This is a genomic window from Salinimicrobium flavum, assembly GCF_042684505.1.
GTDB lineage: Bacteria > Bacteroidota > Bacteroidia > Flavobacteriales > Flavobacteriaceae > Salinimicrobium > Salinimicrobium flavum.
Map to the genome: position 1 here is coordinate 60,512 of NZ_JBHULT010000011.1, position 24,742 is coordinate 85,253.

Genomic DNA, 24,742 nt, shown 5'->3' on the forward strand with positions numbered 1-24,742 from the left:
GTTTATTCTTTAAATTTAAAGGAAAAAGCCCTGGAAAACAATGATTATTATCACCAATCAGGGCCGGGTAAAAAGAGAATTTCTTTTCTTCCCTGAGAGTTGAGAAGAAGTTATAAAAAGGGGGTGATTTTGACACCCCCTTTTTATAAAATTAGGATACTTTAATGGATTTTGGTTTTTTTTCCTGACTTCCTTCCTTTTTAGGGATCATCATTTTTAACACCCCATCTTTATAAGTAGCCTGAATATCTTTTGCTTCATCAACATTTTCAGGAAGTCTTACAGACCTTGAAAAAGAATTATAACTAAATTCTTTGGAAACATAACCTTCTTTTTCCTCTTCCTTTTTTTCTTCTTTTTCAGCGGAAACGGTCAATAATCCGTCGTCAAAAGTTATTTCAAAATCCTCTTTTGAAAGCCCTGGTGCGGCCAACTCTACCTGGATCTCTTTTTCTTTGTCCTTGACGTTCATTGCCGGACTAAGATCGAAATCATTCTCCCCCATGTTGAACATCCTGTTCAATAAATTACGGCGGGTGTTTAAACTATCAGAAAAGAAAGGATCATTAAAGAATGAGTTACTCATCATAGGAGTATTCCGGCGGCGTTTGTTTGATTTTACTAATGACATGACTTAAAGGTTTTTGGTTAATAATCACTATTATATCTTCTAATGTATACTGAAAGTCAGTAATTTAAAATGATAAAAATCATCTTTGTCTTTTTGGAAAAAAGAATACAGATCAGTGTGGACGATTAACCTTGCATTGGCCATGCCTTTGGTTTCTGTAATGATTGTATGAAAGGAAACTATTTTACCAAAGAGGTTTCTGAAGCTTCTGTTTCAAGGCAGTTTTTATCAAATGATACCGCGACATAACTCAGGGATAAGAAGAGACCGATCAGGAAGATCAGGAAAAACAAAAACCCCGCTTTTAAAATTCTGTACATAATGCTGAAGTTTAGGATGGGGATCTTTAACAGGAAAAGGTTGAAAGCAAAAAAAAAAGGAACAGGAAATCAATATTCCCTGTTCCCTAGGAAGATATAAGTGCAATATAACTCTAATTGATACCAGTGATTATACCTGCGTAAAATATGTGTATCAGGTTATAACTTGCCTTTCTACCTCCTTAACCTGATCTTCGACTCCAATAAAGTACTCAAAAATCAGATATTTCATTAATCTTTCTATTCTTATTATTGATCTACAGTCCTAAAGTACAACGAGATAGGTCCATTTTTCATGACAAATATCATCTAAAGAGGGTTTAACTAAACTTTAATAATTTACTGCCATACAGAGATTTACCTGATCGCATGAAGTTTTTTAAGGTCCAGGATCTTTATGTCCCGCCCTACAATATCGATCAAACCTTCCTTTTTTAAACATGACAGGCTCCTTATAAAACTTTCCGTAGAAATTCCGGCCACACTGGCGAGATCGCTCCTGGAGATCCTTATGCATTCCCCGGGATCTTCCTGGATCTTCTCTGCAAATTCCAGGATAGTATTAGTGGTCTTTTTCATCACAGAGCTATACGCCATATCAAGAAGGTGGGTCTTGAGAAGTGAAAGGTTAACTGTTAAAATTTGAGCAAATTCAAGAATGAGATCCTGACTTTTCGTGAGGTTTTGTATAAAATCTTCGGCAGAGATCCTGAACAAGGTGGTCTTTTCAAGTGCCTGTGAAGTTTCAGGGTATTGAGCCGGGATCCTGAAGCTATAGAAGCCCAGAAAATCATCCTTTTTAGACAGGCCGGTGATCAATTCCTTTCCGTATTCATCCAGGCTGTAGGTTTTTGTAAGGCCTTTATCAATCAAATACACATAGGACGCATTACGTCCTTCCTGAAAGATTTCGTCGTATTTTTCAAACTCAAGAAAATCTCCATAGATCCTAAAATATTCTTTAAGATCTTCCAGAGAGTGTATGGGCTTCTCTTCTTTTTTTTCAGTGTTCTTCCTCTTCTCCCTTTCAATAAGGATCGCCCGTTTGGCCAACCTGCTTTCAATGGCTGTTACCAGATCTTTTTCCCTGAAAGGTTTGGTAATATAATCATCGGCCCCCAGGTTCATTCCCTTCCGAATATCTTCAGGCCCGGCTTTTACAGAAAGAAAAATGAAAGGTATCCCACGGGTGATCTTGTTCTTTCGGAGTTGTTTGTATACTCCATACCCGTCAAGTTCGGGCATCATTATATCAGAAACGATAAGGTCGGGTATTTTTTCACTGGCAAGTTGCACCCCTAGTTTGCCATTCTGAGCGGTAAAGACTTCGTAACTGGACAGCTCCAGGAGTTCCTTTGTGTTTTCGATCAGAGTTTGATCATCTTCTATAAGTAAAATCCTTTTTTTCATTGCCGGGAACATTAAAAAGGTGACACGGATTTCTGTTGTAGGGAGACGGATGTAAATTACAGTAGGGAGAATTATTTTTCTCCTTCAGAACGCTCCTATAAAGATACATTCTTTTGGGCTGACCAGAAATTTTTTTGTTGCTAAAAATGATGAAAGTCATGCTTTTTTTAGCCTCTTTTAGTATCTTTAGTTCAATTAACATGAAATATGAAGGAGCAGGTGAATATAAAGACGTCACAAGCTTTTTACCAGAACCTGGGGCGATTGTTCTATGCAATAGCTGCTGCAGACAAAATGGTGACCAGGGAGGAAGTCGAGACGGTTAAAAGGTTAGTGAGAGAACAATGGCTGGACCTGGAGGGATCCCTGGATGAATTTGGGACTGATGCTGCCTACCAGATAGAGATCATTTTTGACTGGCTCGATGCGAACAAACCCCAGGCTACTTCTGCTTTTGAAAATTTTAACCAATTCCATAAGGAGAATAAAGATCTGTTCACCCCTTATATCAATGATAAGATCCTGAGAACGTCGAGGGAAATTGCATCTGCCTTTAGAGGTAAAAATAAATCTGAACTTGTAATGCTGGCAAAACTGCAAAGCTTACTTAAAAACCAATAAGATGAAACCCCTGATTTGCCAAAGCTGTGGATTTCCTTTTTCTGAAGAATTTCGGGGAACTAACAGGGACCATACCAAGAGTATGGATTTTTGTATAAGTTGTTTTAAGAACGGCGAATATACAGACCATCATCTTACCATGCATGAATTGGAGCGCAGACTCCTTGAAATGGCCCACGAACACAATGAGATCAGTCTGGAGGAAGCCCAACAGATAATAAAGCGTCTTCCCAATCTCAAAAGGTGGAAAATGACTAATATTCTGTAATCTGATAAAAATCTAAGATTCGCATAAAAAGGAGAATTTCTTCTCCCTTCTCCTATTTGATCAAAATCTTTATCTTTACACTAGCACCAAAAAATTTGTGCTGTATAACTATAACCAAAAATGAAATTTATGAGAAATGTTAGTAAATGGCTCGCTGTTTTTGCAACTATGGCTTTTATAAGTTGTGGGGACGAGAAAAAAGAAAAAGAAACGATCACAATTGGAGAAGACAATACTCTCGAGCAGGTAGAAACTACTGAAAGTACCACGATGACCGATAATGCTGTTTCTGAAGGTGAAGCGGTAATAAGCCGGGACGGAGTGACCGAAGTAAGGCTTACCGGAAATGATCAGATGAAATTCAATCTTAAGGAAATAAGGGTAAAGGCAGGTGATAAAGTAAAGCTTACGCTGACTCACGTGGGTCAATTACCAGAAAATGCTATGGGTCATAACTTTGTGTTGCTCAAACAAGGAACAGATATTCCTGAGTTCGCGAATAAGGCAATGGAAGCCAAAGACAATGAATATATCCCGCAGAACTCAGAACAAGTGATCGTTAACACAGAAATGATTGGAGGAGGGGAAGAAACCTCTATCGAGTTTGATGCCCCTGCTGCAGGGACCTATGACTTCATTTGTAGTTTCCCCGGTCATTACGTACAAATGCAGGGTAAATTCATTGTGGAATAAACCCCGTATTTAAAATTAAAAAAGCTGTCTGTTAAGATCCTCGTCCTCTCATTTCATTACAGGACTGGTTGAGTCTTTGAACAGGCAGCTTTTTTTATTGCTATAAGGCAGGAGGGAAGCTTAACAAAGGGACTTTGGTACAGGATTGCATTCTTTTGACCCGGTCCCTAATGATTACCTTATTAAGTTCGTTCTTTTCCCTGTGCTCAGGCATGACGATAAAATCGGGTTTGGTTTCGTCTATTGTTTCCTGAAGGGTGTCAAATATCTGGAAGGAATAGATATTCCTGAATGTTAGATTCTCATAGTTTATTACCTGTGTTACCCGATGTTTAAAATCTTCAAGGGCCTTTGCAGCAGCCTCTTCATCTTTATGGGTAATATGGATCACATTGATCTCCGGTTTGGCGGGTGCCAAAATGTTGATAAGTTCAGCGAGATTATTAATGTCTTCATCTGCCAGTACACTGGCAAACATCACCTTTTCTACCTTATCTGAGTTAAAGTCGGCCGGGACAGCCAGGACGGGGAAAGGGGAAGCTCCTAACATCTCTTTCGTGGTACTTCCTACTAACACTTCCTTGAAAGTACTGGTTCCGCAGGCTCCCATCACGATCATATATACGTTCATGTCTCTTACGAACTCAGATATCGCATGAGCCACATTGGCACCTTTAACCGCGGCCACACTTATTTCTGTAGAATCAAATTTATCCTTGAGATGTTCTTTACAAAATTCCAGAAGTTTCTCCTGGTGCATTTTGCGCACTTCTTTTTTTCCCGATCCTTCTTCAGAAGGAGGGTAGACATGTAGTACAATTACGTCAGTCTTTAAAAGATCACCCATGGCAGCAGCATATTTTAAAGCGGCAATCGAGTTGTTTGAGTAATCTGTAGTGTAGATTATTTTTTTCATAACCTGAAAAATTATGATCTAAAATTACCTTTTTATGAGAGCAAATAATATGACAAACATCATGCTATTGCTCATTTTCCCTTGCTTCGGCAGCTTTTTTTCTTTCCAGTCTTCTAAAATATCCCCTAAAGAGAAAATTGTGCTGCAATGCCTTCATGTTTTCATCCAGTTTTTTGCTGGCTTTCTCTGCATTTTTTATCGTTGCCTCCAGGTGATTTACAAAGCTGGTATCATTAACCATGTAATTTAGCAGGCCATCCCCGTCCCTTATCTCTTCGGAATAATGGTTTAGATTGGCTGTCATCTTTTCGATTTCTGAAGCAGACCGGCCAAGGCTCCCGATCATTTCCTGAACATTACCTGCAGCTGTTGTGTCACTCAGTAAGATCCCGGCCACACTTTCTTCGTAATTAACCGCGGAGAGGAGATTATTCAGTTTATAGATCGCGGCAGAGGCAGATTGGCTTGACCTGCGAAGATTGCTCACGCTTTTCCTGATATCTGTGGCCATGGTCGTATCTTTGATCAAGGCTCCCAGGGTTCCTTCTCCCCGGTTAATAGCAGCAGTGATCTTTAGAAGATCTGCTGTAAGCATGGCGGCATTCTCGTTAGTGGTGTTGAGAGTGGTGAGCATATCTGCCGTTGCAATTTTACTAATGGACTCAATAGTGTCACCGGGTTCTACTCTTGGTGCATTTATATACTCATCAGGAACCAGGTTCACTACCATACTTCCTACCAGCCCATCTGAACTTATTGTGGCTCGTGTATTCTTCCTTATGAACCTTATAGATTTTTCCTGGATAAGGAAATCAACCACAATACTGGTATCATTTACGATGTCGATATTTTTGACCGTTCCAACATTCACCCCTGCAAATCGTACATTGTTGCCCGGCTGAAGTCCGCTAATATTCTTGAATACAGAGCTTATCCTGGTATTTTCTCCAAAAAGGTTCTGCTGGTTGCCAATGAAATAAACGGCTGCAACAAAAATGATCAGCCCAAGGATTACGAACAGGCCCAATTTCAGGTTTTGTGTGTTTCTGTTTCTCATGTCATATCATTTAAAAAAGGCCTTTACTTTAGGATCTTCAGAAGCAGATAGTTCTGCAAAAGTGCCAACTGCATAATTGGTCCCCTCCAGAAGAAGGATCATGCGGTTGGAGATCACCCGGGCACAATCCACATCATGAGTAATGATGAGGGAGGAAGTTTTGTACTTCTCCTGGATGTTCATCATCAGCAGGATAATTTCCTTTGCGGTAATAGGATCAAGTCCGGTGGTTGGTTCATCATAAAGAATGATCTTTGGTTTAAGGATCAAAGCTCTTGCCAGCGCTATCCTGCGTTGCATTCCTCCCGAAAGTTCTGCAGGCATTAGTTCTTTGGTTTGTTCGAGACCCACACTTTCAAGCGCTTCCTCAACCAGGGCATCGGTATTGTTTACATCCATCCTTTTGGTGTGTCTTCGTAAGGGAAATTCTAGGTTTTCCTGTACGGTCATGGAATCATATAAAGCACTTCCCTGGAATAAAAAACCTATCTCTGCCCGCAATTCATCCATTTCATGATGTTTTAACTTGAGAATATCATTTCCCAACACCTCAATTTCTCCGCTATCCGGCTCCATTAAACCTACCATGCATTTAATCATCACAGATTTTCCCGAACCCGATTTACCCATTAATACCAGGTTTTCCCCTTCATACAATTCCATGCTGAAGTTATCGAGGACTACCTGTTCCCCAAATCTTTTACAAAGGTTATGAATCCTTATCACCGGTTTCTTCTTCTTTGGGTTATGTGACCTGGTTTCCATTTAACCGTAGATTATATCTGTAACAAATACTGCCACAAAATCAATTATAAAGAGCAACATAGAAGTAAAAACAACTGCCGAGTTCGAAGCTTTTCCTACCCCTTCGGTCCCTTTACTGCTATAATAACCTTTAAAACATCCTACAAGGCCAATGGCAAACCCGAAAAAAAACGATTTGACGGTTGCAGGTAAGAGATCACTATAAGTCAGCGCTTCAAAAACCTCGTTGAAATAGAGGGTGAAGGAAACATTACCTTTAATATTTTCCACCATTGCAGAACCAAACAAAGCGATAAGATCTCCAATTATTATCAATAATGGCAGCATTAAGGTCGCTGCCATTACCCGGGTCACTACCAGAAATTTAAAAGGGTTGGTCCCCGATACTTCCATGGCATCTATTTGCTCGGTTACCCGCATTGATCCAAGTTCAGCACCAATGCTGGAGCCAATTCGGCCTGCACAGATAAGGGCGATCATCATTGGCCCTATTTCCCGTACAATAGAAATACTGATCATGCTGGGCATCCAGGATACAGCACCAAATTCCAGTAAAGTAGGACGTGACTGTAAAGTAAAAACCAATCCCAGGATGAGGCCTGTTACGCCTACCAAAAGCAGGGATTTATTTCCCATCTGGTAGCTTTGTTTTAAAAACTCCCTGAATTCAAAGGGTGGGGAAAAAAGTTCCCTGTAAAACCTGGCAGCAAAACGGGAAAGTGCTCCTATTTCTATGAAGAAGGAGGAAATGTTCTCCATGAAAGGTGCTTTTTTTTCCATAATTGCCAGGTTATAAATCTTCTCAAATTTAAATTAGTTTTTAAGTAGGGTAAATGATTTCCCTCAGGTTTACATATTGACAGTAAGCCGGGAGAAGCTTAGGAGAGAGAAATGTTTTCAGAATCCATTACCTGTTCAGAGATCTTAAAGACCTCGAGCCGGTTGTTTCTGAAATTTCGAACAAAATCAGCAAATTCATTTTCCAATGTAATATGTAGAGAAGTCAGATTTTCCCGGTCTTTCACTTCCTGTTCATTGCTTACCAGTGCCTTGAGGACATTCAAGTGTTGTTCAATTTCACCCGATAATGCCTTCCCTTCCTCAATTAGTTTCAGGAGGCCTGCTGAAAGTTTGTTAACGGCTTCGGCATTTTCGCTGAGTTTTATCCAAATTGAATATTTCCCGATCAGGCGTTGAAGGAACTTCAGGTCCTGAAGATAAAATTCGATATCCTGCTTCCAGTGTCTGGTAAGTATGTAGAGATGATCGTAAGTGACCTCATCTCCTCTGTTGGAAAGGCTTTTAAAATTATCCATCGGTTTAACTATTTGTATTTAAATTTAGCAAATAAGGCGCGAAATGCAATGAGAATAATCAGGTAATTGATAAATGTCATGGACGAATTAGATCATATCATGTAACTTTAAGAGAGGTATAATACAAGTAATGTCGTGTTGCCATGGAAAATGATATAAAAACCGGACTTTCCTTAAGGATAAATAACATTAACCTTAAGGCTGATCTTGTTATACCTGGTGGTTCTACAGGCCTGGTGATCTTTTCTCATGGAAGTGGTAGCAGCAGGCTGAGCAAACGGAATGTATTTGTCGCTTCCCGTCTACAGGAACAAAAACTTGCTACTTTACTCTTTGATCTCCTCACCGAAGAGGAAGATATGATCTATGAAACGCGTTTTGATATTGACCTTCTTACCCAAAGACTGGTGGCTGTTACCAGGGAACTAAATAAAAACCCTCAAACCAGGGATCTTAAGAAAGGATTTTTTGGTGCAAGTACCGGTGCAGCATCGGCCCTAAGGGCTGCCGCTGAGTTAGGAGAGGAGATCCAGGCAGTGGTTTCCAGGGGAGGCCGACCCGATATGGCCGGGAACACCCTGGATAAAGTTTTGGCTCCTACTTTACTTATAGTTGGAGGGGATGATGAGGTGGTGATCCAACTTAATAAACAGGCCTATGCTCTTCTTAATTGTGAAAAAAAATTAGAGATCGTTCCGGGTGCCTCGCATTTATTTGAAGAACCGGGTACACTTGAAGAAGTTGCTCGCCTGTCTGCAAATTGGTTTGCTAATCATTTATAATTTGAAAGAATGTTCAGGAACAGGGAGGATGCGGGAGAACAGCTGGCCGCCGTACTAGATGGGTTCAACGGTAAAGAAACCGTGGTACTGGCAATACCCCGGGGAGGACTTCCTTTGGGAGCCATTATAGCGAGTTCCCTTAAAGCTCCTTTAGATGTGGCTATTACCAAAAAGATAGGTCATCCCAATAACAAAGAATATGCAATAGGGGCTTTGAGTATGGAAGGTACTTTTATCAACCCAAATGTGGATGTATCTCCCGAATATATCGAAAAAGAAAGTCAAAAAGTCAGAAAACAGGTTGAGGAACGGTACAGGCAGTATTATGGAAAAACAAAACCCCATGATTTAAAAGATAAATGGGTGATCATAGTAGATGACGGGATCGCAACCGGAAGTACCGTTCTCGCTACAGTTTCCCTGGTAGCACAGTCCAGGCCAAAAGGGATCGTGGTGGCCGTTCCTGTTGCCCCACCTCAAACCCTGGAGAGACTACAGCAGGAGCCAGGCATTGATCGGGTAGTTTGTCTGCAAACCCCCTGGAATTTCATGGGGGTAGGTCAATTCTATGAAGATTTTGAGCCTGTGTCAGACCGGGAGGCTATAACTATTCTTGAGGATGCCAGCCTAAATGATCTCTCATGAAAAAGAGGCTTTTAAGGCCTCTTTTAATTGTTCTTCCATTCCTATTTTTGGAAATTTCCTTTCTCATCCAACTTAACTCTCATACGGTCTTCACCTTTATCAATTCTAACTTTGTAGATCTTATCGGCGCCGCGATCATCAGTATAATTCACTTTATAAATGTCTTTTGTGATGGTCCAGTCGGGATATTTTGCTTTAATGGCCTTTTGAACGGGGCCTGGAAGTCCAACATTCTTAAACCTTTCCACAGTTTTGAGAAGTTTTCCATCCTTGTCATATGCGGCGAGGATCTGGCCTTCAGGTATAAAAAAGCTTACCTCATACAGGTCATAATCGTCATGATAGACTTCTGAAGATTTAATGTCAAATTTTGCTACCATTTCTTCCAGCTTTTTCACCGGTACAGCTACTTCATCACGGGTTGTCGCATCAAGATATTTGTAATTTACGGCAACCAGTTCAATTTCTTTCAATTCCACGGGATCGGTCTGACCCCATATGGGATTCATGATCCCCACGAGGAATAATAACAGAATAAGATTTTTCATGATCATAATATTTAGTGGTTATTTTAATTAATTGCCTATTAAAGATAATTTTTTATATATCGTAAAACAATGACATTTATCAAGGTTTATTGTTAAATAATTTTATATGATGATTATCATTTAAAAATTCAGGAAATGCTTGTACCTTAGAAGGATTGCCCTCTTTCCAAATAAGTAAGCCGCAGGGTGGATTGGTGCAGCTGCAGCCAGGGTCTTTTTAGAGGCCCGGATCAAAAGTGGGTATTGGTCGATCTGAAGGAAGAAGACCTTAAACGGGTTGGTGAGGAATTTAATAGCCCCGATTTGATCTGGTTTGCCGCAGATGTTTCTAAAGCTGAAGAGGTAACCTATGTTCAATATATACCATTGACCACTTCGGCCAGATATGCTGAGAACGAGGAAATAGGAGACCTTATCCTATTCCTTGCCTCAGAAGAAAGCAAATATATTACCGGCACCATTCAGGTGATCGATGGGGGTATGACCATTCTTTAAATTTAACTGGTAAATCCCAGCCTTTTGATGATCTGGGTAAGGAGAAGGCCTCCCAATCCGAAACTACCTATTACAGCAATGTCCTCAAACGTTAGAGGTGTGAGAGAAAGTATCTCAGCAACAAGGGGTATATGATAGACGACCACAAGAATGATTAAGCTGAATACCAGTGCAGCCCATATCCATGGATTGGTGGTGACCTCGTTGACAAAGAAGGATCTTTGCCTCTTAGGAAGGTTAAAAACATTCAGTAGCTGTGCGAAGATTAGGGTATAAAATGCCATATTGTTAACCACTCCTGCCGATCTTTCCATGAACAGCCACGAATAAGCCGTTACTCCAATTACTGCAGTTGTAATAGTGAGCCCGTAGACCATAGTAGAGGCCCAATGTTTTTTAGTGAGAATGGGTTCAGAGGGATTACGGGGTGGTTGCTCCATCACTCTTTTGTCCCCCCGGCCCATACCAAGTGCCAAAGCCGGAAAGACGTCGGTCACCAGGTTAAGGAATAAGATCTGTAATGGGAGCAGCGGCATGGGCAGGTTGGAAATAGAAGCCAAAGCCACAGATATTATTTCTGCCAGGTTACAGGAGAGCAGGTAGATCACGAACTGTCTTATATTTTCAAATATGGTTCGCCCCTGCCTTATGGCAAGTTCTGTAGAAGTGAATTTGTCATCCATCAGGATCACATCGGCCACTTCTTTTGCGGCCTCTGTTCCCCTTATTCCCATAGCTATGCCTATATCTGCTTTTTTGAGGGCAGGGGCATCATTGACCCCGTCGCCCAACATGCCAACTACCTGGTTGTGCTTTTGATAAAGATTTACCAGGTCCAGCTTTTGTTTGGGAGCCATACGGGCAAAAACGGTGGCCTGCAGGATCTTTTCTTCCTGGCCGCCCGTCATTTCTTCGGGGGTGGGCACATCGCGACCATGAATGACCTCCTGCGTGGGATCTTCCGTTCTCATAAGGCCAATTTCTTCCCCTACTTTTCTCGCGGTATCGGGGTGATCTCCGGTGATCATTACTACCTTGATGCCGGCATTTCGATAAGTTTGGATAGCCTTTTTGATATCTTTACGGGGAGGATCCAGGAAGGCCGTTATTCCAAGAAAGACAAGGTTTTCAAAAATTTGTGTTTTTTCAGGTTTCTGTGGGACCGACTGAAAGGCAAAAGCCAGCACCCTCATTCCGGCTGAGGCAAGAGTATTCGCTTTTTGCTGCCACTCTTCTTTATTCTCAAATTCTGTTTCCCGGCCATCTTTTGTGAGTATAGTGTTGCAGGAGCCAATGATGCTTTCCAGAGCTCCTTTTACGGCGACAAAATAATGGTCTTCGTCTTCATGAACCGTAGCCATCTTTTTTATTTCAGCATCAAAAGGAACTTCACTGATCTTGCTGTGTCGATTGCGCATTTCCGGAGGATCAAATCCTGCTTTTTCGGCGAAAGCGAGTAGTCCAATCTCCACAGGATCGCCCAACATCTTCTCCTCTTTTTTTCTACTATTATTGCACAACACGGCTACCTGCAGCAACTTCTCTAGGTTCCGGTATTCCTTAAACAGGTGGTTCTGTTCCCATTCCGTAGGTCCGAAATCGGCTTCTGCCACTACTACCCGGTGTACAGACATGGTGTTCTCAGTGAGCGTTCCGGTCTTATCTGTACATATGATACCGGTTGCGCCCAGGGTTTCAACGGCTTCCAGTTTTTTGATCACCACTTTGCGATGGGAAAGCTTCAGCATTCCCCTGGCCAGGGCAATGGTGGCTACAATTGGTAAACCTTCGGGAATGGCAGCCACTGCAAGAGCAATAGCAGTCTCTATCATCAGCAAAAGCTCTTTACCCTGGAGGTAACCCGATAAAGCAATGAGCCCCGTTAAGAAGATGGTGAGCCAGATAAGCTTATGACTCAATTTTGTAAGTTTTTTCTCTAGTGGGGTTCTTCCTTTTGTGGCTTCCCGGGTTAACCTGCTTATTTCGCCCATGACCGTATTTTCCCCTGTTGAGGTCACTACTGCTTTTCCTGTTCCCCGGGAAACTATAGTTCCTTTATAAACCATATTCTTCCTGTCGGCAAGAGTAGTTTCTTCAGGTAATACCTCGATGTCCTTTTCTACCTGGTTACTTTCGCCGGTAAGTACTGCTTCCTTAACAGCCAGGCTTTGCCCCTCCAGTAGACGTGCATCTGCCGGGATCACATCTCCTGCATTGAGTAGAATGATATCTCCAGGTACTACGAAACTCAGGTTGAGGTGTTTTTCCTGCCCATCGCGAATTACATTAGCAAAAGTCTGTACCAGTTTCTGTAATGCTTCCACAGACCGAATTGCCTGCCACTCCATGAAAAAACCTATGGAGGCGGTGATTAGGATCACTACCAGTACCGCGAAACCTTCCAGGGTCTCATCGAACAGAAAAGCCAGAAGGGTAGCCCCGGCGAGTACATAGATCACAGGATCGAGGAACTGCTCAAAAAATATCAGCCAGGTTCTTTTGGGCCGGGTTTGCTTTAACCTGTTCCTGCCAAATTCCACAAGCCGTTTTTCAGCTTCTGTAGAGGAAAGACCTGACGAGGGATCGACCTTCAGATTTTGGGTCACCTCTCCGGGCGTTAGATTATGGGCATTTTTGATCATTTGATTGATGTTCCGGGGGCAGTTCAGGCTTTGCCTAAATTTACAAAGTCAGGCAAGCTTTCGGTATGATATTTATCAATGTGCTTTTAAGTTGCAAAAGATATTCTTAAATTAGGAATAAATCCTGAATCTCCAGGATTCACGTTACCTAAACCAAACTGACCATGATCACAACCCTGACCATTAATCCTGCCCTCGATCTGTATTCCCGTGTCGACAAGGTATTTCCCGGTGAAAAACTAAGATGTGAAAAAGCAAAGCTTGATCCCGGGGGTGGAGGTGTGAATGTCTCGAGGGTGATCCAGCGCCTTGGAGGAGAAACCACCGCGATCTATACCCACGGGGGATATACAGGTGAGGTCTTTAAAGATCTCCTGGAGAAAGAAGGGGTGAAGCAGGACGTCGTTGAGGTTGCCGGCCCTGTGAGGCAAAATATAGCCATAACAGAAACTTCCTCGGGAGAATTGTATAGGTTAGGTTTTCCCGGTCCCACCCTCACTGAAACCGAATATGAGGACGTTCTCACTAAGCTTAATCTCTATAAAAAAGCTGATTTTTGGGTAGCCAGTGGCAGCATTCCGCCAGGTGTACCTAATGATTTTTATGCCAGGGTGGCGAAAAAGGCGAGAGAAAACGACGTGAGGTTTGTGTTGGATACTTCAGGCAAAGCATATTCCGGGATCCTTGAGGAAGGTGCATATTTACTAAAACCCAATATGAATGAACTGGAAGACCTGGTGGGGGAAAAGGCGGGGGATGAACAGGAACAAAAGGAATTGTTGCTTAAAGTGCTGGAAAAATACCCCATAAAGGTAATTGTTCTCTCATTGGGGGCTAAGGGTGCCATCCTGGCCACAAAGGGATCTGTGAGGCATTTTCCCGCCCCAACCGTTGAACATATTAGTTCAATTGGGGCGGGTGACAGCATGGTTGCAGGTATGGTCTACAGTCTTTCCCGTGGTGATGAGCTTGAGAAAGCCATTCTCTATGGACTTGCCTGCGGAAGTGCTACCATTAAATCACCCGGCACAGAACTTCTGCAAAAAGAAGATGTGGAACCTCTTTACCAAACACTTCTGAATAAGGTGTCAAATAATGATCTTCTTTAATTAAAAACAGTTGCCGTGGCTTCAGAAAAAATGAAGATCAAAGATGCCTATCGCCGGGAATTTACGCAGGTAGCCGAAGAGCTTTCTGCAGATCCCGAAAACGGTCTTTCTAAAGAGGAAGCTCATAAAAGACTGAAGAAATTTGGCCGCAATAAACTGAATGAAAGTAAAAAACGAAGCATCTGGGACCTGATAATTTCCCAGGTGAACAATCCTGTAATTTATCTTTTAACGGCAGCAGCGATCCTTGCCTTCAGTTTTGGGGACCTGCCCGAGGGCATAGCTATTCTTGTCGTCTTGTTGGTCAACACTATTATTGGGTTCTGGATGGAATTCCAGGCGCAAAAATCTATGGAAGCCATCAGAAAAATGGATCGTATAGAGGCAAAGGTCATAAGAGGTGGAGACCAAACCCAGATCGATGCAGAGGAGGTGGTACCGGGAGATCTCCTCGTAATTGAAGCGGGCGATCTTGTTCCTGCCGATGCCCGTATCGTAGAGGCTGCAGAGCTCAAAGTGGACGAATCTCCCCTTACGGGAGAATCTGTTCCCGTTGACAAATCTTCCGAAGTAATAAAGGAGGAAAAACAAGTGGCAGACCGTTTGAATATTGTTTACAAAGGTACTGCCGTTACCGCCGGGAAAGGAAGTGTCCTGGTGTTTGGAACAGGAATGGATACCGAAGTAGGAAACATTTCTTCACTGGTGGAGGAACAGAAGGACGCAGATACTCCTCTCACCAGGAAACTGAATAAACTTACCACGAATCTTATATGGGTCATCCTGGCTATGGCTGCAGCTTTTTTCCTGACCGGCTGGCTGGCTGGCAAGGAAATTTACCAACTGGTGCAAACCTCTATTGCCTGGGCCATCGCAGCCATTCCTGAAGGATTGCCCATTGTGGCAAGTATTGCTCTGGCAAGGGGAATGTTCAGGTTATCAAAAAAGAATGTACTTATTAAAAAATTGAGTGCGGTAGAGACCCTGGGGGAGACCACTGTTATTTTTACAGATAAAACCGGGACCCTTACAAAAAACCAGCTTACGGTGGACACCTTATGTTTTCCTGAGGAGAATCTGCTGAAGATAGACTGGCACTCAAAAGATAAACCCGCCGTGGAAGGAGCAGGGGAAGATGATGAAAATTACAAACAGATCCTTAAGATCGCAGTTCTTGCCAATGATGCTTCCCTACCCGGGCAAGATGAAAAAGCGGCAAAAAGAACAGAAGAAGATGAGGATCGACCCGCAGCCCAGGGAGACCCACTGGAGATCGCCCTGCTGGACCTGGTCAATAAAATTGATCCCGACCTTTTTAAGGAATTGCAGGAACTTGAGCGGGAACTTCACGATCCTTTTGATTCAGATTCCATGGTTATGGGCACTGTCTATGCTGAGAATGACACCTATTACATGGCCGGAAAAGGTTCTCCAGACGCTATTATAGACCGATGTAAAGAGATTCTGAAGCAAGGGGAGACCGCAGAATTTTCTGAGGAAGAAAAAGAAAAGTGGAAGAAGAAAAACAATGAACTTTCAGAAGACGGACTCAGGGTACTGGCTTTTGCATATAAAAATACAGATATCCTTCCGGAAGGTGAGGAAGCCGAAGACTTTCTTCACGAGCTGGTCTTTGTGGGACTGGTTGGTTTCCTGGATCCGCCGCGCAAGGAGATTGCCAGGTCAATGGAAATTTGCAAGGAAGCCGGAATTAAGGTGGTAATGGTAACGGGAGATCATCCCGGAACCGCCAAGAATGTAGGGAAACAGGTGAATCTTTTTTCCGAAGAAGGAGATGATGAGACTGCAGTTATGCATGGCAAACACCTGCAGGAGGAAATGGAAAATAACCACGGAAAGAAACTTATAGATACTGCGGTCTTCTCCAGGGTTGATCCTGAGCAGAAGTTAATTCTTATAAAACATTTCCAGAACCAGGGAGAGATCGTGGGAATGACAGGGGACGGAGTAAACGATGCGCCTGCCTTGAAAAAGGCTGATATTGGCATCGCGATGGGAAAACGGGGTACGCAGGTGGCGCAAGAGGTTTCAGATGTGGTGCTGAAAGATGATTCTTTTGATTCTATAGTAGTTGCCATCAAACAGGGACGTATCATTTTTGGGAATATCAGGAGGTTTGTAATGTACCAGCTTTCTTACCACCTTGGGGAGATCATATTGATCGCACTCATTAGCTTTAGCTTGTTCATATTGCCAATTTTACCATTGCAGTTGCTGTTCCTTAACTTGTTATCTGATGTTTTTCCGGCACTTGCACTGGGGGTGGGGGAAGGAAACAGGCAGGTGATGAAACTGCCTCCCAAAGATCCCAAAGAACCTATAATTACTAAACATAACTGGATCCAGATAGCTGTGTACGGGATCATTATAGGAGGTGCGGTTTCCGGGGCTTATTTCTATGGACACTTTGTGTGGGAAACACCTGAAGAGATCAATAATAACATCGCCTTTTTCAGCCTGGCCTTCGCACAATTCCTTCATGTACTGAACATGCGGGAAGCAAGAGAAAATATTTGGAATAACCAGGTCACCCGCAACAAGTATGTTTGGCTGGCAGTGATCTTTTGCGTAGCAGTGTTACTGGTGGCATATAACATTCCGGTTCTTGCAGAGGTGCTTTCCTTCGTGTCTCTGGGGATGAGAGAATGGATATTGATCGCCGTAGCCAGCTTATTGCCAACCGTTCTAATTCAATTGATAAAACTATTTCGAAAAGATTTTTAACGACTAAATTTAAGAAACATGAAATACGCTATAAAAGCTGCAATTATAGATCTTGATGGAGTCCTGACCAAAACTGCTTCCCAGCATGCCCGTGCCTGGAAATTGGCGTTTGATGACTATAATAAAAGAAGAAAGATAAGCGGGAAAGAACCCTTTCCCACGTTTTCCATCAAACAGGATTATCCTAAATACATTGACGGGATCCCCCGGTATGACGGTATCGTAAAATTCCTGGAATCAAAAGGGATTGCCCTCCCCATGGGTACTCCCGAAGATGACCTGCGTGCAGATACAGTCTTTGGAATAGGGCTTTTAAAAAACAGCATTTTTCAGAAGCTTATTCAGGAAGAAGGAGTTAAGGTTCTTGATAGGAATCTGGAGGTTTTTAGGGAATGGAAAAAGGAAGGTATTCATCTGGCCATCATTTCTTCCAGCAAGAACTGCAGAAAGATTTTAGAGGAGATAGGGCTGGAAGATTTCTTTGAAGTGAGAATAGATGGCATCACTGCAGAGGAAAGAAATATCCCCGGAAAACCTGAACCCGATATTTTTCTTGAAGCGGCCAAAGAGCTGGGGGTTGAGCCAGGAGAATCCCTTGTTGTTGAGGATGCACAGGCGGGAGTGGAAGCGGCGAGAAAAGGTGATTTCAGGTTGGTCATTGGGATCGAAAATTCGTCTAATCACCAGGAACTTCTGGATAAGGGAGCTGATGTGGTGGTGAAAGATTTACAGGAGTTGAAACTTCACTTTAAAAAGGGAGGCGACCCTAAAGACCTCCCTTCTGCTTTGGAAGATTTCCCAAAGCTGGTAGAAAACTTCAGGGAAACGCAGCCCTTATTCTTTCTTGACTTTGATGGCACTTTATCCCCCATTGTTGAACACCACAATGACGCGGCTATTTCAGAAGAAATGAGAAAACTGGTGCAGGAACTGGCACATAAATATCCCGTTGCGGTTGTAAGCGGGCGCGGCCTTGCCGATGTTAGAAAAAGGGTAGATCTACCTGATATTTACTATGCGGGGAGCCATGGCTTTGAGATATCTGGTCCTAATGGATTTTCCCGGGATCATGAGGGCGCCGTGAAGGTAATTCCGGTTTTTGAGAAGCTGGAACCCGTACTTAGAGAAAGATTAAAACATATTAAGGGGGTAGATTTTGAGCGAAAAAAGTTCACCCTGGCGGTGCATTACCGGCAGGTGAAGGAAGAGATGGAGCAGGAGGTGCACCAAACGGTCATGGAGGCGCTTAAGGAATATCCCGAGGTGACTAAGGCAGAAGGAAAAAAAGTGATAGAGATACGGCCGGCAATAGACTGGCATAAAGGTAAAGCGGTTGAGTTCCTTAAAAAAGAGCTAAGCAAAGAATCTTCCCCTTTCTCTGTATATATTGGAGATGACGTAACAGATGAGGATGCTTTCAGATTCGTAAGCAATGGGCTGGGTATCCTGGTGGGGGAGCATGGGAAACAAACTTATGCCGATTACAGTCTGGCCGACCAGGAAGAAGTTAAAACCTTCTTCAGAAAATTACTGGAACATTAAAAGTGCAGAGAAATGGAAGAGTGGATCGTAAAATATGACCAATATCTGCCCGCAGAGGAGAAGCTTCGTGAAGCTTTATGTACCCTTGGAAATGGATATTTTGCTACCCGTGGAGCCTTGGAAGGCAGTAATAATTCTGAATTCCACTATCCGGGAACATACCTGGCGGGAGGCTATAACCGCCTTGAAACCGAAATAAAGGGACAGATCATTGAAAATGAGGACCTGGTCAACTGGCCGGACTGGACCATTCTGAAATTCAGAACAGAGAACGGGGACTGGTTTGATATTGATAAGACCGATCTCCTGGAGTTTGAACAACAGCTGGATCTTAAATGCGGAATGTTGATTCGAACCCTGAGATTCCGGGATGAGGAAGGACGGGAGACTCTGTTGGAAAGCAGAAGGATGATAAGCATGAGTGACATGCATGTAGCCGCAATACAATGGGAAATTACTCCGCAGAATTGGAGCGGGAAGATCATTGTTCATTCTGCTTTAGACGGGAAGGTCACCAACAGCGGTGTCCCAAGGTATAAAGCCTTTAACAGTGATCACATTGAGGTAATCGATAAAGGCAATCTTGGAGAAGAAGGTATTTTTTTAAAGGTTTCCAGTAACCAGTCTGAGATCGTGATGGCGCAAACTGCTCGCTTGACCGCTTCTTTCTGCCTGTACGATTCTTTCATAAACCGGAACACTATTGTTGAAGAGGAGTATGTAGCCCAGGAACTTACCTTTGACCTGGAAGAGAAGAAAACCTGCAAGGTTGAAAAGATCGTCACCCTTTATACCTCCAGGGATAAAGCCATTTCAGACCCTCTTACCGAAGCCAGGACGGCGGTAAAACGTCAAATCAATTTTGCTGATCTAAGCAAAAAACAGGAACAGGCCTGGAATGAGCTGTGGGGACAATGTGATATTATTCTGGAGGCCGACGATGGGAACGACCAGTTACTGTTACGTCTTCATATATTCCACCTTTTCCAGACCTTCAGCTTACATACCATAGACCTTGACTCGGGGATCCCGGCAAGGGGCTGGCACGGGGAAGCTTACCGGGGCCACATTTTTTGGGATGAGCTTTATATTTTCCCTTTTTTCAATATTAGTATTCCCGAACTTACCCGCGCGTTATTGATGTACAGGTACAGAAGGTTGCCCGAAGCCCGGTTTGCCGCACGACAGTTAGGTTTCCAGGGTGCGATGTTTCCCTGGCAGAGTGGGAGCAACGGGAGGGAAGAAAGCCAGGTGATCCATTTGAACCCCGAATCGGGGAACTGGCTGCCAGATCATACCTTCCTGCAACGTCATGTGAATTCGGCCATAGCCTATAATGTATGGCAATATTTTCAGGCCACCGGCGACCTGCAGTTCCTTTCATTTTACGGAGCAGAACTTATGCTGGAGATCGCAAAATTCTGGGCCGGGATGGCGCATTATAATGAAGAGCGACAAAAATATGAGATCCATAACGTGGTGGGTCCAGATGAATATCATACCTCATACCCCGGTTCTGAAACCCCGGGACTTAAAAACAATGCCTATACTAATTTTATGGCGGTCTGGTCCCTGATCCACGCCATGGAGGCACTTAATAAACTTAACATCAGGCGGGGTAAAGACCTTATGGACATGCTTCAAATAGATGAAGAAGAACTATCGCGCTGGGACAGGATCACCCGAAACATGTATATTCCTTTCATTCAGCAGGGGTACATTATTGAACAATTTGAAGGCTTTAGTGAACTGCGGGACCTGGATTGGGAAAAATACCGCGAAATGTACGGAGAGAACATACGGCTGGACAGGGTACTCGAAAAAGAGGGAGATGACGTTAGTAATTATAAAGCCGTCAAGCAACCTGATGTTTTGATGTTGTTCTACCTTTTTTCCGCAGAAGAACTTACAGAGATCTTTGAACGTATGGGATATAATTTTGACACCCGGGAACAGATCCCTATGAATATCTCATGGTACCAGGATATCACCTCACACGGCTCAACCCTCAGCAAGGTGGTGCATTCGTGGGTATATGCCCGGTCTCACCGGGAAAAGTCCTGGCATGACTTTAAAAAAGCCCTGATAAGTGATTTCAATGATATACAGGGAGGAACTACTGCAGAAGGCATCCACCTGGGAGCCATGGCAGGAACGGTCGATCTAATTCATCGCTGTTACACAGGAATGGAATTTAAAAAGGATTGTCTTTATTTTAATCCACGCCTGCCAGATAATGTCAAGCAGATTAGATTCAGGTGCCGATACAGGAAACACTGGCTGGAAGTACATCTTACCCATGACAACCTATGCCTAAAAAGCCACGGTGGCTGGCAGGATATCATTAAGATCATTGTGAACGACGAGGAATTCAAGATGATCAAAGGAGAGGTAAGGAACATTAGTTACCGAACCTCCAAAATCTGAGTGCACTGTAACCAACCTTTTCAAATTTTTTGGATTGCTTCGGAATTTTATGAAATACTGAACATATTCAGGACCTTTTATTTTCTACTTTGCCGTGATCATTAAAGACGAGAACCTATGAAATGGAAAGGCAGAAGGAAAAGTTCCAATGTTGAAGACAGGAGAGGAAGTTCCACGGGAGGAAAGGTAGCCATTGGAGGTGGTCTTATTGGATTGATCTTCCTGGCCATCCAGCTTTTCTCGGGAGGGGATACTACAGAGATCCTCGATCAACTTCAAAACCAATCGGGTACGGCCACAGAAGAAAGGGAACTTACCGCAGAAGAAAAGGAGTTGGGAGATTTTTCAGCCACCGTACTGGCAGACACAGAAGATATATGGCATGATATCTTCCGGGAAAACGGAGGTACTTACCAGGAACCGGGCATGGTACTGTTCTCAGATGCCGTGCAAACTGCCTGCGGGGGAGCATCGGCCGCATCGGGTCCTTTTTATTGTCCTGCAGACCAAAAAGTATACATGGACCTTACATTTTTTGAAGAACTGCATAAACGGTTTGGAGCCAAAGAGGGGGATTTTGCCATTGCTTATGTGATCGCCCATGAGGTGGGCCACCATGTACAGACCCTGTTAGGAACTTCAGGAAAAGTTCGGGAAGCTCAGCAGGGGATCAGCCAGACTGAAGCCAATGAACTCTCTGTAGCCCTCGAACTGCAAGCCGATTTCTACGCCGGCTTATGGGCCCACCATAACCGGGAATATCTCGAGGGGGGGGATATTCAAATTGCCATGAGTGCCGCGAGTGCAGTGGGAGATGATGCCATTCAAAAACGTACTTCAGGCCGTGTGGTGCCCGATGCCTTTACCCATGGAACCTCTGAGCAGCGTATGGAGTGGTTTATGAAAGGGTATAGGTCTGGAGACATAAGGCAGGGAGATACTTTTAAGGCCCTTGCAAATTAAGTGCTCAAAGAGGTAAATTCAGGATCCCTTTCTAATCTCCAAAATTTTAATTTTTCTCTTCAGCCTTATTGATATTTTTGATCCCGTTCAGCAAGGCATCTGGGTTAAAGGAGATGCTGCTTATCCCTTCGTTTACCAGGAATGACGCAAACTCGGGAAAGTCACTGGGTGCTTGTCCGCAAAGTCCTATCTTTTTACCTGCTTTTCGTGCCTTTTCAATGGCCATGGAGATCATTTTCTTAGCTGCAGGGTCATTTTCATCAAAAAGCGCTCCCATCAACTGAGAGTCCCGGTCAATTCCAAGGGTGAGCTGGGTAAGGTCGTTGGATCCAATTGAAAATCCATCAAAGATCTCAGCAAATTCTTCCAGGAGGATCACGTTGCTGGGGATCTCTACCATCATGTAGATCTCAAGTCCTTTCTCACCTCGTTTAAGACCATTATCTTCCATTAGCAGCACTACTTTTCTTCCCTCTTCCAGGGTACGGCAAAACGGGATCATGACTTTCACATTTTCCAGACCCATATCTTCTCTTACCTTTTGAATAGCCTTGCATTCTAAAGTAAATCCTTCCCTGTACAGGTCATGATAATAGCGCGATGCACCTCTAAAGCCCAGCATTGGGTTTTCTTCGAGGGGTTCGAATTGGGTACCTCCAATAAGATTCGCATATTCATTGGTTTTAAAATCACTCATGCGAACTATGACCTCTTTTGGATAGAATGCCGCGGCCATTGAAGCAATTCCCTGGGCGAGCTGATCAATGAAATATTCCTCCTTGTTGGCATAACCTGTGGTAAGTTCTTCTACCGCCTTTTTTACTTCCTGGTCTTTTAACTCCTTAAACCTGATGAGCGCCATGGGATGTACTTTTACCATGTGGGTAATGATAAATTCCATGCGGAGTAAACCCACCCCGTTATTAGGGTAAAAGGAAAGCTGGAAAGCCTTTTCAGGATCAGATAAAATAAGTTTAGCTTCGGTCTTTGGCAGCTTTACACTGGAGAAATCCAATTCCTCTTTTTCATATTTTAGACTGCCTTTATAAACAAATCCGGTTTTTCCTTCCACGCAGGAAACGGTTATGGTTTCCCCATCCTTGATGTTCTGGGTTGCATGATAGGTACCAACCACGGCCGGCACACCTAATTCACGCGCTACTATAGCAGCATGGCTTGTCCTGCCTCCCCGGTCTGTGATCACCCCGGAAACCCGTTTAAGTATAGGATCCCAGTCAGGGCTTGTGGTCTCGGTGACTAAAATATCTCCTTTTTTCAGCTTATCTGCTTCCCGCGGACTCTCAAGGATTCGTGCTGTTCCTACCGCGATCTTTGAACCAATGGCATTTCCTGAAACCAGGATCTCACCCTTTTCCCGCAGCTTGTATTCATACTGAAGCTCTTCCCGCAATGCCCTGTGTACCGTTTCTGGACGGGCCTGGGTGATGAATAGTTCTTTGGAAACTCCATCTTTTGCCCATTCAATATCCATAGGCTTGTCGTAGTGTTCTTCTATGATCAATGCCCATCTGCCAAGGGTGAGGACCTCTTCATCGTTAAGTACGAACTGGTCCTGTTTAGAAGCTTCGGTCTCTATGTTCACGGTTGAGGAATGCCCGTTGGACTCTGCATAGACCATGGTTTTCTCTTTTCTTCCAAGTTTCTTCTGAAGAATAGCATTTTTTTCAAGCTTTAGTGTAGGTTTGAAAATGTAGAATTCATCAGGGTTTACCGTTCCCTGTACTATATTTTCCCCAAGCCCCCATACTCCCGAAAGGTGGATCACATCAGGAAAGCCAGATTCAGGCTCAATGGTGAACCCTACGCCGGAACTTCCACAGTCTGAGCGTACCATTTTTTGTATGCCTACAGAAAGTGCTACATCCCGGTGTTTGAATCCCTGGTCTTCCCGGTACTTTATAGCCCTGTCTGTATACAGGGAGGCAAAGCATTTCTTTACTGCTTCCAGAACAGCCTCGTCGCCTGAAATATTCAGAAAGGATTCATGTTGCCCTGCAAAACTTGCCTGCGGGAGGTCTTCGGCGGTGGCACTGCTTCTTACGGCTACCTCTACATCTTTTCCCTTCCCCAGGTCATGGTAAGCCTTCAGGATCTCTTCAGAAAAACCTTTGGGCAAAGAAGCGTCCAGGATAAGATCGCGTGCTTTTTTCCCTTTTTCGACAAGGTTGGTGTATTCCTTATGGTCCAACTCTTTCATGAGAAGTTCCAGTTTATCTTCCAGCGCGTTTTCTTTCAGGAAGAGCCAGAATGCTTCAGAAGTAGTCGCAAAACCATCAGGCACCTGTACTCCTTCCGAAGAAAGCTCGTTGAACATTTCACCCAGCGATGCATTTTTCCCGCCTACCTGCGGAACATCCTGAATGTTAATCTCAGAAAATTTCTTTATAAGTGCTTTCATGATCCTATTTTTTAATAAAGAACAATTTGGTATCCCATATTCAGCAGAAAGATACCTACCAGGAAAAGCAGGAAATAGATCACCTGAATAAGCTTTACGTTGATTACGGCGATCCTGTTGCTGGTGTGTTTGGGAAAGATAAATAATCCCAGCCCAGTAAAAAGGGACATCCAACCCAGAAAAGTGATCAAAAAACGCCAGTCGGGTTCCCATACATTGTGGACCAGGATATTGAGCAGCCCCAGTACAATGGCCAAAAATGCGATGAGGATCTGGAATTTCTCATTCTTCAGATCATTATTTATCTGCCTTATCCTGTCAGGATTAAAACTGAGGACGAAGAAAAAGATCAACAGGTACCAACCCCAGAATTTTGCCAGAAACAGTGAAATATCCATAATTTTCCTGGTTTTTTAATTCCTATTAAA

At 43.4% G+C, this 24,742-nt stretch carries 22 protein-coding genes; 11 read left to right on the forward strand and 11 right to left on the reverse strand.

The window, feature by feature from the left end:
- Positions 1–151 precede the first annotated feature (151 nt).
- Entirely contained in the window at positions 152–631 is a 480-nt protein-coding gene (locus ACFSTG_RS13465) for an Hsp20/alpha crystallin family protein (protein WP_380753987.1), read from the reverse strand.
- A 677-nt stretch (positions 632–1,308) separates the two neighbouring features.
- Positions 1,309–2,361 (reverse strand): response regulator, encoded by a 1,053-nt coding sequence (locus ACFSTG_RS13470; protein ID WP_380753992.1) that lies wholly within the window; start codon positions 2,359–2,361, stop codon positions 1,309–1,311.
- Between the two features lie 207 nt (positions 2,362–2,568).
- Here ACFSTG_RS13470 and ACFSTG_RS13475 point away from each other — a divergent pair, with 207 nt between their 5' ends.
- The 3 genes from ACFSTG_RS13475 (at position 2,569) to azu (ending at position 3,943) form a co-directional block, all read left to right on the forward strand.
- Positions 2,569–2,982, forward strand: coding sequence for a hypothetical protein (locus tag ACFSTG_RS13475; protein WP_380753995.1), 414 nt, complete (start codon positions 2,569–2,571; stop codon positions 2,980–2,982).
- Position 2,983: 1 nt separating this feature from the next.
- On the forward strand, positions 2,984–3,250 hold the full coding sequence (locus ACFSTG_RS13480) for a zinc ribbon domain-containing protein (RefSeq protein ID WP_380753998.1): 267 nt from the start codon (positions 2,984–2,986) through the stop codon (positions 3,248–3,250).
- Positions 3,251–3,379: 129 nt separating this feature from the next.
- Positions 3,380–3,943: an azurin gene (azu, locus tag ACFSTG_RS13485; protein WP_380754001.1), complete on the forward strand. Its 564-nt coding sequence runs from the start codon at positions 3,380–3,382 to the stop codon at positions 3,941–3,943.
- A 100-nt stretch (positions 3,944–4,043) separates the two neighbouring features.
- Here the strand turns inward: azu and ACFSTG_RS13490 are convergent, their stop codons facing one another.
- The 5 genes from ACFSTG_RS13490 to ACFSTG_RS13510 form a co-directional block, all read right to left on the reverse strand.
- The gene (locus ACFSTG_RS13490) at positions 4,044–4,859 is read right to left on the reverse strand and encodes a universal stress protein (protein WP_380754005.1); all 816 of its coding nucleotides are present in this window, start codon (positions 4,857–4,859) and stop codon (positions 4,044–4,046) included.
- Positions 4,860–4,923: 64 nt separating this feature from the next.
- Entirely contained in the window at positions 4,924–5,916 is a 993-nt protein-coding gene (locus ACFSTG_RS13495) for an MlaD family protein (RefSeq protein WP_380754007.1), read from the reverse strand.
- 6 nt (positions 5,917–5,922) lie between these two features.
- Complete coding sequence (locus tag ACFSTG_RS13500; protein ID WP_380754009.1) at positions 5,923–6,681, reverse strand: ABC transporter ATP-binding protein; 759 nt, start codon at positions 6,679–6,681, stop codon at positions 5,923–5,925.
- Positions 6,682–7,461, reverse strand: coding sequence for an MlaE family ABC transporter permease (locus ACFSTG_RS13505; RefSeq protein ID WP_380754012.1), 780 nt, complete (start codon positions 7,459–7,461; stop codon positions 6,682–6,684).
- Positions 7,462–7,559: 98 nt separating this feature from the next.
- Entirely contained in the window at positions 7,560–7,997 is a 438-nt protein-coding gene (locus tag ACFSTG_RS13510; RefSeq protein ID WP_380754015.1) for a hypothetical protein, read from the reverse strand.
- Between the two features lie 143 nt (positions 7,998–8,140).
- On the opposite strand from ACFSTG_RS13510, the gene ACFSTG_RS13515 reads away from it, so the two are divergent.
- Together ACFSTG_RS13515 and ACFSTG_RS13520 are read left to right on the forward strand one after the other, a co-directional pair.
- Positions 8,141–8,779: a dienelactone hydrolase family protein gene (locus ACFSTG_RS13515; RefSeq protein ID WP_380754018.1), complete on the forward strand. Its 639-nt coding sequence runs from the start codon at positions 8,141–8,143 to the stop codon at positions 8,777–8,779.
- A 9-nt stretch (positions 8,780–8,788) separates the two neighbouring features.
- On the forward strand, positions 8,789–9,424 hold the full coding sequence (locus ACFSTG_RS13520; protein ID WP_380754020.1) for a phosphoribosyltransferase: 636 nt from the start codon (positions 8,789–8,791) through the stop codon (positions 9,422–9,424).
- 41 nt (positions 9,425–9,465) lie between these two features.
- On the opposite strand, the gene ACFSTG_RS13525 is transcribed toward ACFSTG_RS13520, so the two are convergent.
- The gene (locus ACFSTG_RS13525) at positions 9,466–9,972 is read right to left on the reverse strand and encodes a nicotinate-nucleotide adenylyltransferase (RefSeq protein ID WP_380754023.1); all 507 of its coding nucleotides are present in this window, start codon (positions 9,970–9,972) and stop codon (positions 9,466–9,468) included.
- A 243-nt stretch (positions 9,973–10,215) separates the two neighbouring features.
- On the opposite strand from ACFSTG_RS13525, the gene ACFSTG_RS13530 reads away from it, so the two are divergent.
- Complete coding sequence (locus tag ACFSTG_RS13530) at positions 10,216–10,467, forward strand: SDR family oxidoreductase (protein ID WP_380754026.1); 252 nt, start codon at positions 10,216–10,218, stop codon at positions 10,465–10,467.
- Positions 10,468–10,469: 2 nt separating this feature from the next.
- Here ACFSTG_RS13530 and ACFSTG_RS13535 read toward each other — a convergent pair whose 3' ends face one another.
- A complete protein-coding gene (locus ACFSTG_RS13535) occupies positions 10,470–13,109 on the reverse strand; it encodes a cation-translocating P-type ATPase (protein ID WP_380754029.1) in 2,640 nt (879 codons plus the stop codon).
- A gap of 164 nt (positions 13,110–13,273) precedes the next feature.
- On the opposite strand from ACFSTG_RS13535, the gene ACFSTG_RS13540 reads away from it, so the two are divergent.
- The 5 genes from ACFSTG_RS13540 to ypfJ all read left to right on the forward strand — a co-directional run bounded on the left by ACFSTG_RS13540 (position 13,274) and on the right by ypfJ (position 21,895).
- Complete coding sequence (locus ACFSTG_RS13540; RefSeq protein WP_380754032.1) at positions 13,274–14,218, forward strand: 1-phosphofructokinase family hexose kinase; 945 nt, start codon at positions 13,274–13,276, stop codon at positions 14,216–14,218.
- 15 nt (positions 14,219–14,233) lie between these two features.
- On the forward strand, positions 14,234–16,963 hold the full coding sequence (locus tag ACFSTG_RS13545) for a cation-translocating P-type ATPase (RefSeq protein WP_380754035.1): 2,730 nt from the start codon (positions 14,234–14,236) through the stop codon (positions 16,961–16,963).
- Between the two features lie 18 nt (positions 16,964–16,981).
- Positions 16,982–18,505, forward strand: a complete 1,524-nt coding sequence (gene otsB / locus ACFSTG_RS13550) for a trehalose-phosphatase (RefSeq protein WP_380754038.1) — start codon at positions 16,982–16,984, stop codon at positions 18,503–18,505.
- Between the two features lie 12 nt (positions 18,506–18,517).
- A complete protein-coding gene (locus ACFSTG_RS13555; RefSeq protein WP_380754041.1) occupies positions 18,518–20,932 on the forward strand; it encodes a glycoside hydrolase family 65 protein in 2,415 nt (804 codons plus the stop codon).
- 117 nt (positions 20,933–21,049) lie between these two features.
- Positions 21,050–21,895: a KPN_02809 family neutral zinc metallopeptidase gene (gene ypfJ / locus ACFSTG_RS13560; protein WP_380754044.1), complete on the forward strand. Its 846-nt coding sequence runs from the start codon at positions 21,050–21,052 to the stop codon at positions 21,893–21,895.
- 46 nt (positions 21,896–21,941) lie between these two features.
- Here ypfJ and ppsA read toward each other — a convergent pair whose 3' ends face one another.
- Together ppsA and ACFSTG_RS13570 are read right to left on the reverse strand one after the other, a co-directional pair.
- On the reverse strand, positions 21,942–24,314 hold the full coding sequence (ppsA, locus tag ACFSTG_RS13565; RefSeq protein ID WP_380754047.1) for a phosphoenolpyruvate synthase: 2,373 nt from the start codon (positions 24,312–24,314) through the stop codon (positions 21,942–21,944).
- An 11-nt stretch (positions 24,315–24,325) separates the two neighbouring features.
- The gene (locus ACFSTG_RS13570) at positions 24,326–24,712 is read right to left on the reverse strand and encodes a hypothetical protein (RefSeq protein ID WP_380754050.1); all 387 of its coding nucleotides are present in this window, start codon (positions 24,710–24,712) and stop codon (positions 24,326–24,328) included.
- Positions 24,713–24,742: the final 30 nt, after the last annotated feature.

Bases quoted from the DNA above. Each gene is read 5' to 3' on its own strand.
- ACFSTG_RS13465 (WP_380753987.1), bottom strand. From the start codon at position 631: ATGTCATTAGTAAAATCAAACAAACGCCGCCGGAATACTCCTATGATG.
- ACFSTG_RS13470 (WP_380753992.1), bottom strand. From the start codon at position 2,361: ATGAAAAAAAGGATTTTACTTATAGAAGATGATCAAACTCTGATCGAA.
- ACFSTG_RS13475 (WP_380753995.1), top strand. From the start codon at position 2,569: ATGAAGGAGCAGGTGAATATAAAGACGTCACAAGCTTTTTACCAGAAC.
- ACFSTG_RS13480 (WP_380753998.1), top strand. From the start codon at position 2,984: ATGAAACCCCTGATTTGCCAAAGCTGTGGATTTCCTTTTTCTGAAGAA.
- azu (WP_380754001.1), top strand. From the start codon at position 3,380: ATGAGAAATGTTAGTAAATGGCTCGCTGTTTTTGCAACTATGGCTTTT.
- ACFSTG_RS13490 (WP_380754005.1), bottom strand. From the start codon at position 4,859: ATGAAAAAAATAATCTACACTACAGATTACTCAAACAACTCGATTGCC.
- ACFSTG_RS13495 (WP_380754007.1), bottom strand. From the start codon at position 5,916: ATGAGAAACAGAAACACACAAAACCTGAAATTGGGCCTGTTCGTAATC.
- ACFSTG_RS13500 (WP_380754009.1), bottom strand. From the start codon at position 6,681: ATGGAAACCAGGTCACATAACCCAAAGAAGAAGAAACCGGTGATAAGG.
- ACFSTG_RS13505 (WP_380754012.1), bottom strand. From the start codon at position 7,461: ATGGAAAAAAAAGCACCTTTCATGGAGAACATTTCCTCCTTCTTCATA.
- ACFSTG_RS13510 (WP_380754015.1), bottom strand. From the start codon at position 7,997: ATGGATAATTTTAAAAGCCTTTCCAACAGAGGAGATGAGGTCACTTAC.
- ACFSTG_RS13515 (WP_380754018.1), top strand. From the start codon at position 8,141: ATGGAAAATGATATAAAAACCGGACTTTCCTTAAGGATAAATAACATT.
- ACFSTG_RS13520 (WP_380754020.1), top strand. From the start codon at position 8,789: ATGTTCAGGAACAGGGAGGATGCGGGAGAACAGCTGGCCGCCGTACTA.
- ACFSTG_RS13525 (WP_380754023.1), bottom strand. From the start codon at position 9,972: ATGAAAAATCTTATTCTGTTATTATTCCTCGTGGGGATCATGAATCCC.
- ACFSTG_RS13535 (WP_380754029.1), bottom strand. From the start codon at position 13,109: ATGATCAAAAATGCCCATAATCTAACGCCCGGAGAGGTGACCCAAAAT.
- ACFSTG_RS13540 (WP_380754032.1), top strand. From the start codon at position 13,274: ATGATCACAACCCTGACCATTAATCCTGCCCTCGATCTGTATTCCCGT.
- otsB (WP_380754038.1), top strand. From the start codon at position 16,982: ATGAAATACGCTATAAAAGCTGCAATTATAGATCTTGATGGAGTCCTG.
- ACFSTG_RS13555 (WP_380754041.1), top strand. From the start codon at position 18,518: ATGGAAGAGTGGATCGTAAAATATGACCAATATCTGCCCGCAGAGGAG.
- ypfJ (WP_380754044.1), top strand. From the start codon at position 21,050: ATGAAATGGAAAGGCAGAAGGAAAAGTTCCAATGTTGAAGACAGGAGA.
- ppsA (WP_380754047.1), bottom strand. From the start codon at position 24,314: ATGAAAGCACTTATAAAGAAATTTTCTGAGATTAACATTCAGGATGTT.
- ACFSTG_RS13570 (WP_380754050.1), bottom strand. From the start codon at position 24,712: ATGGATATTTCACTGTTTCTGGCAAAATTCTGGGGTTGGTACCTGTTG.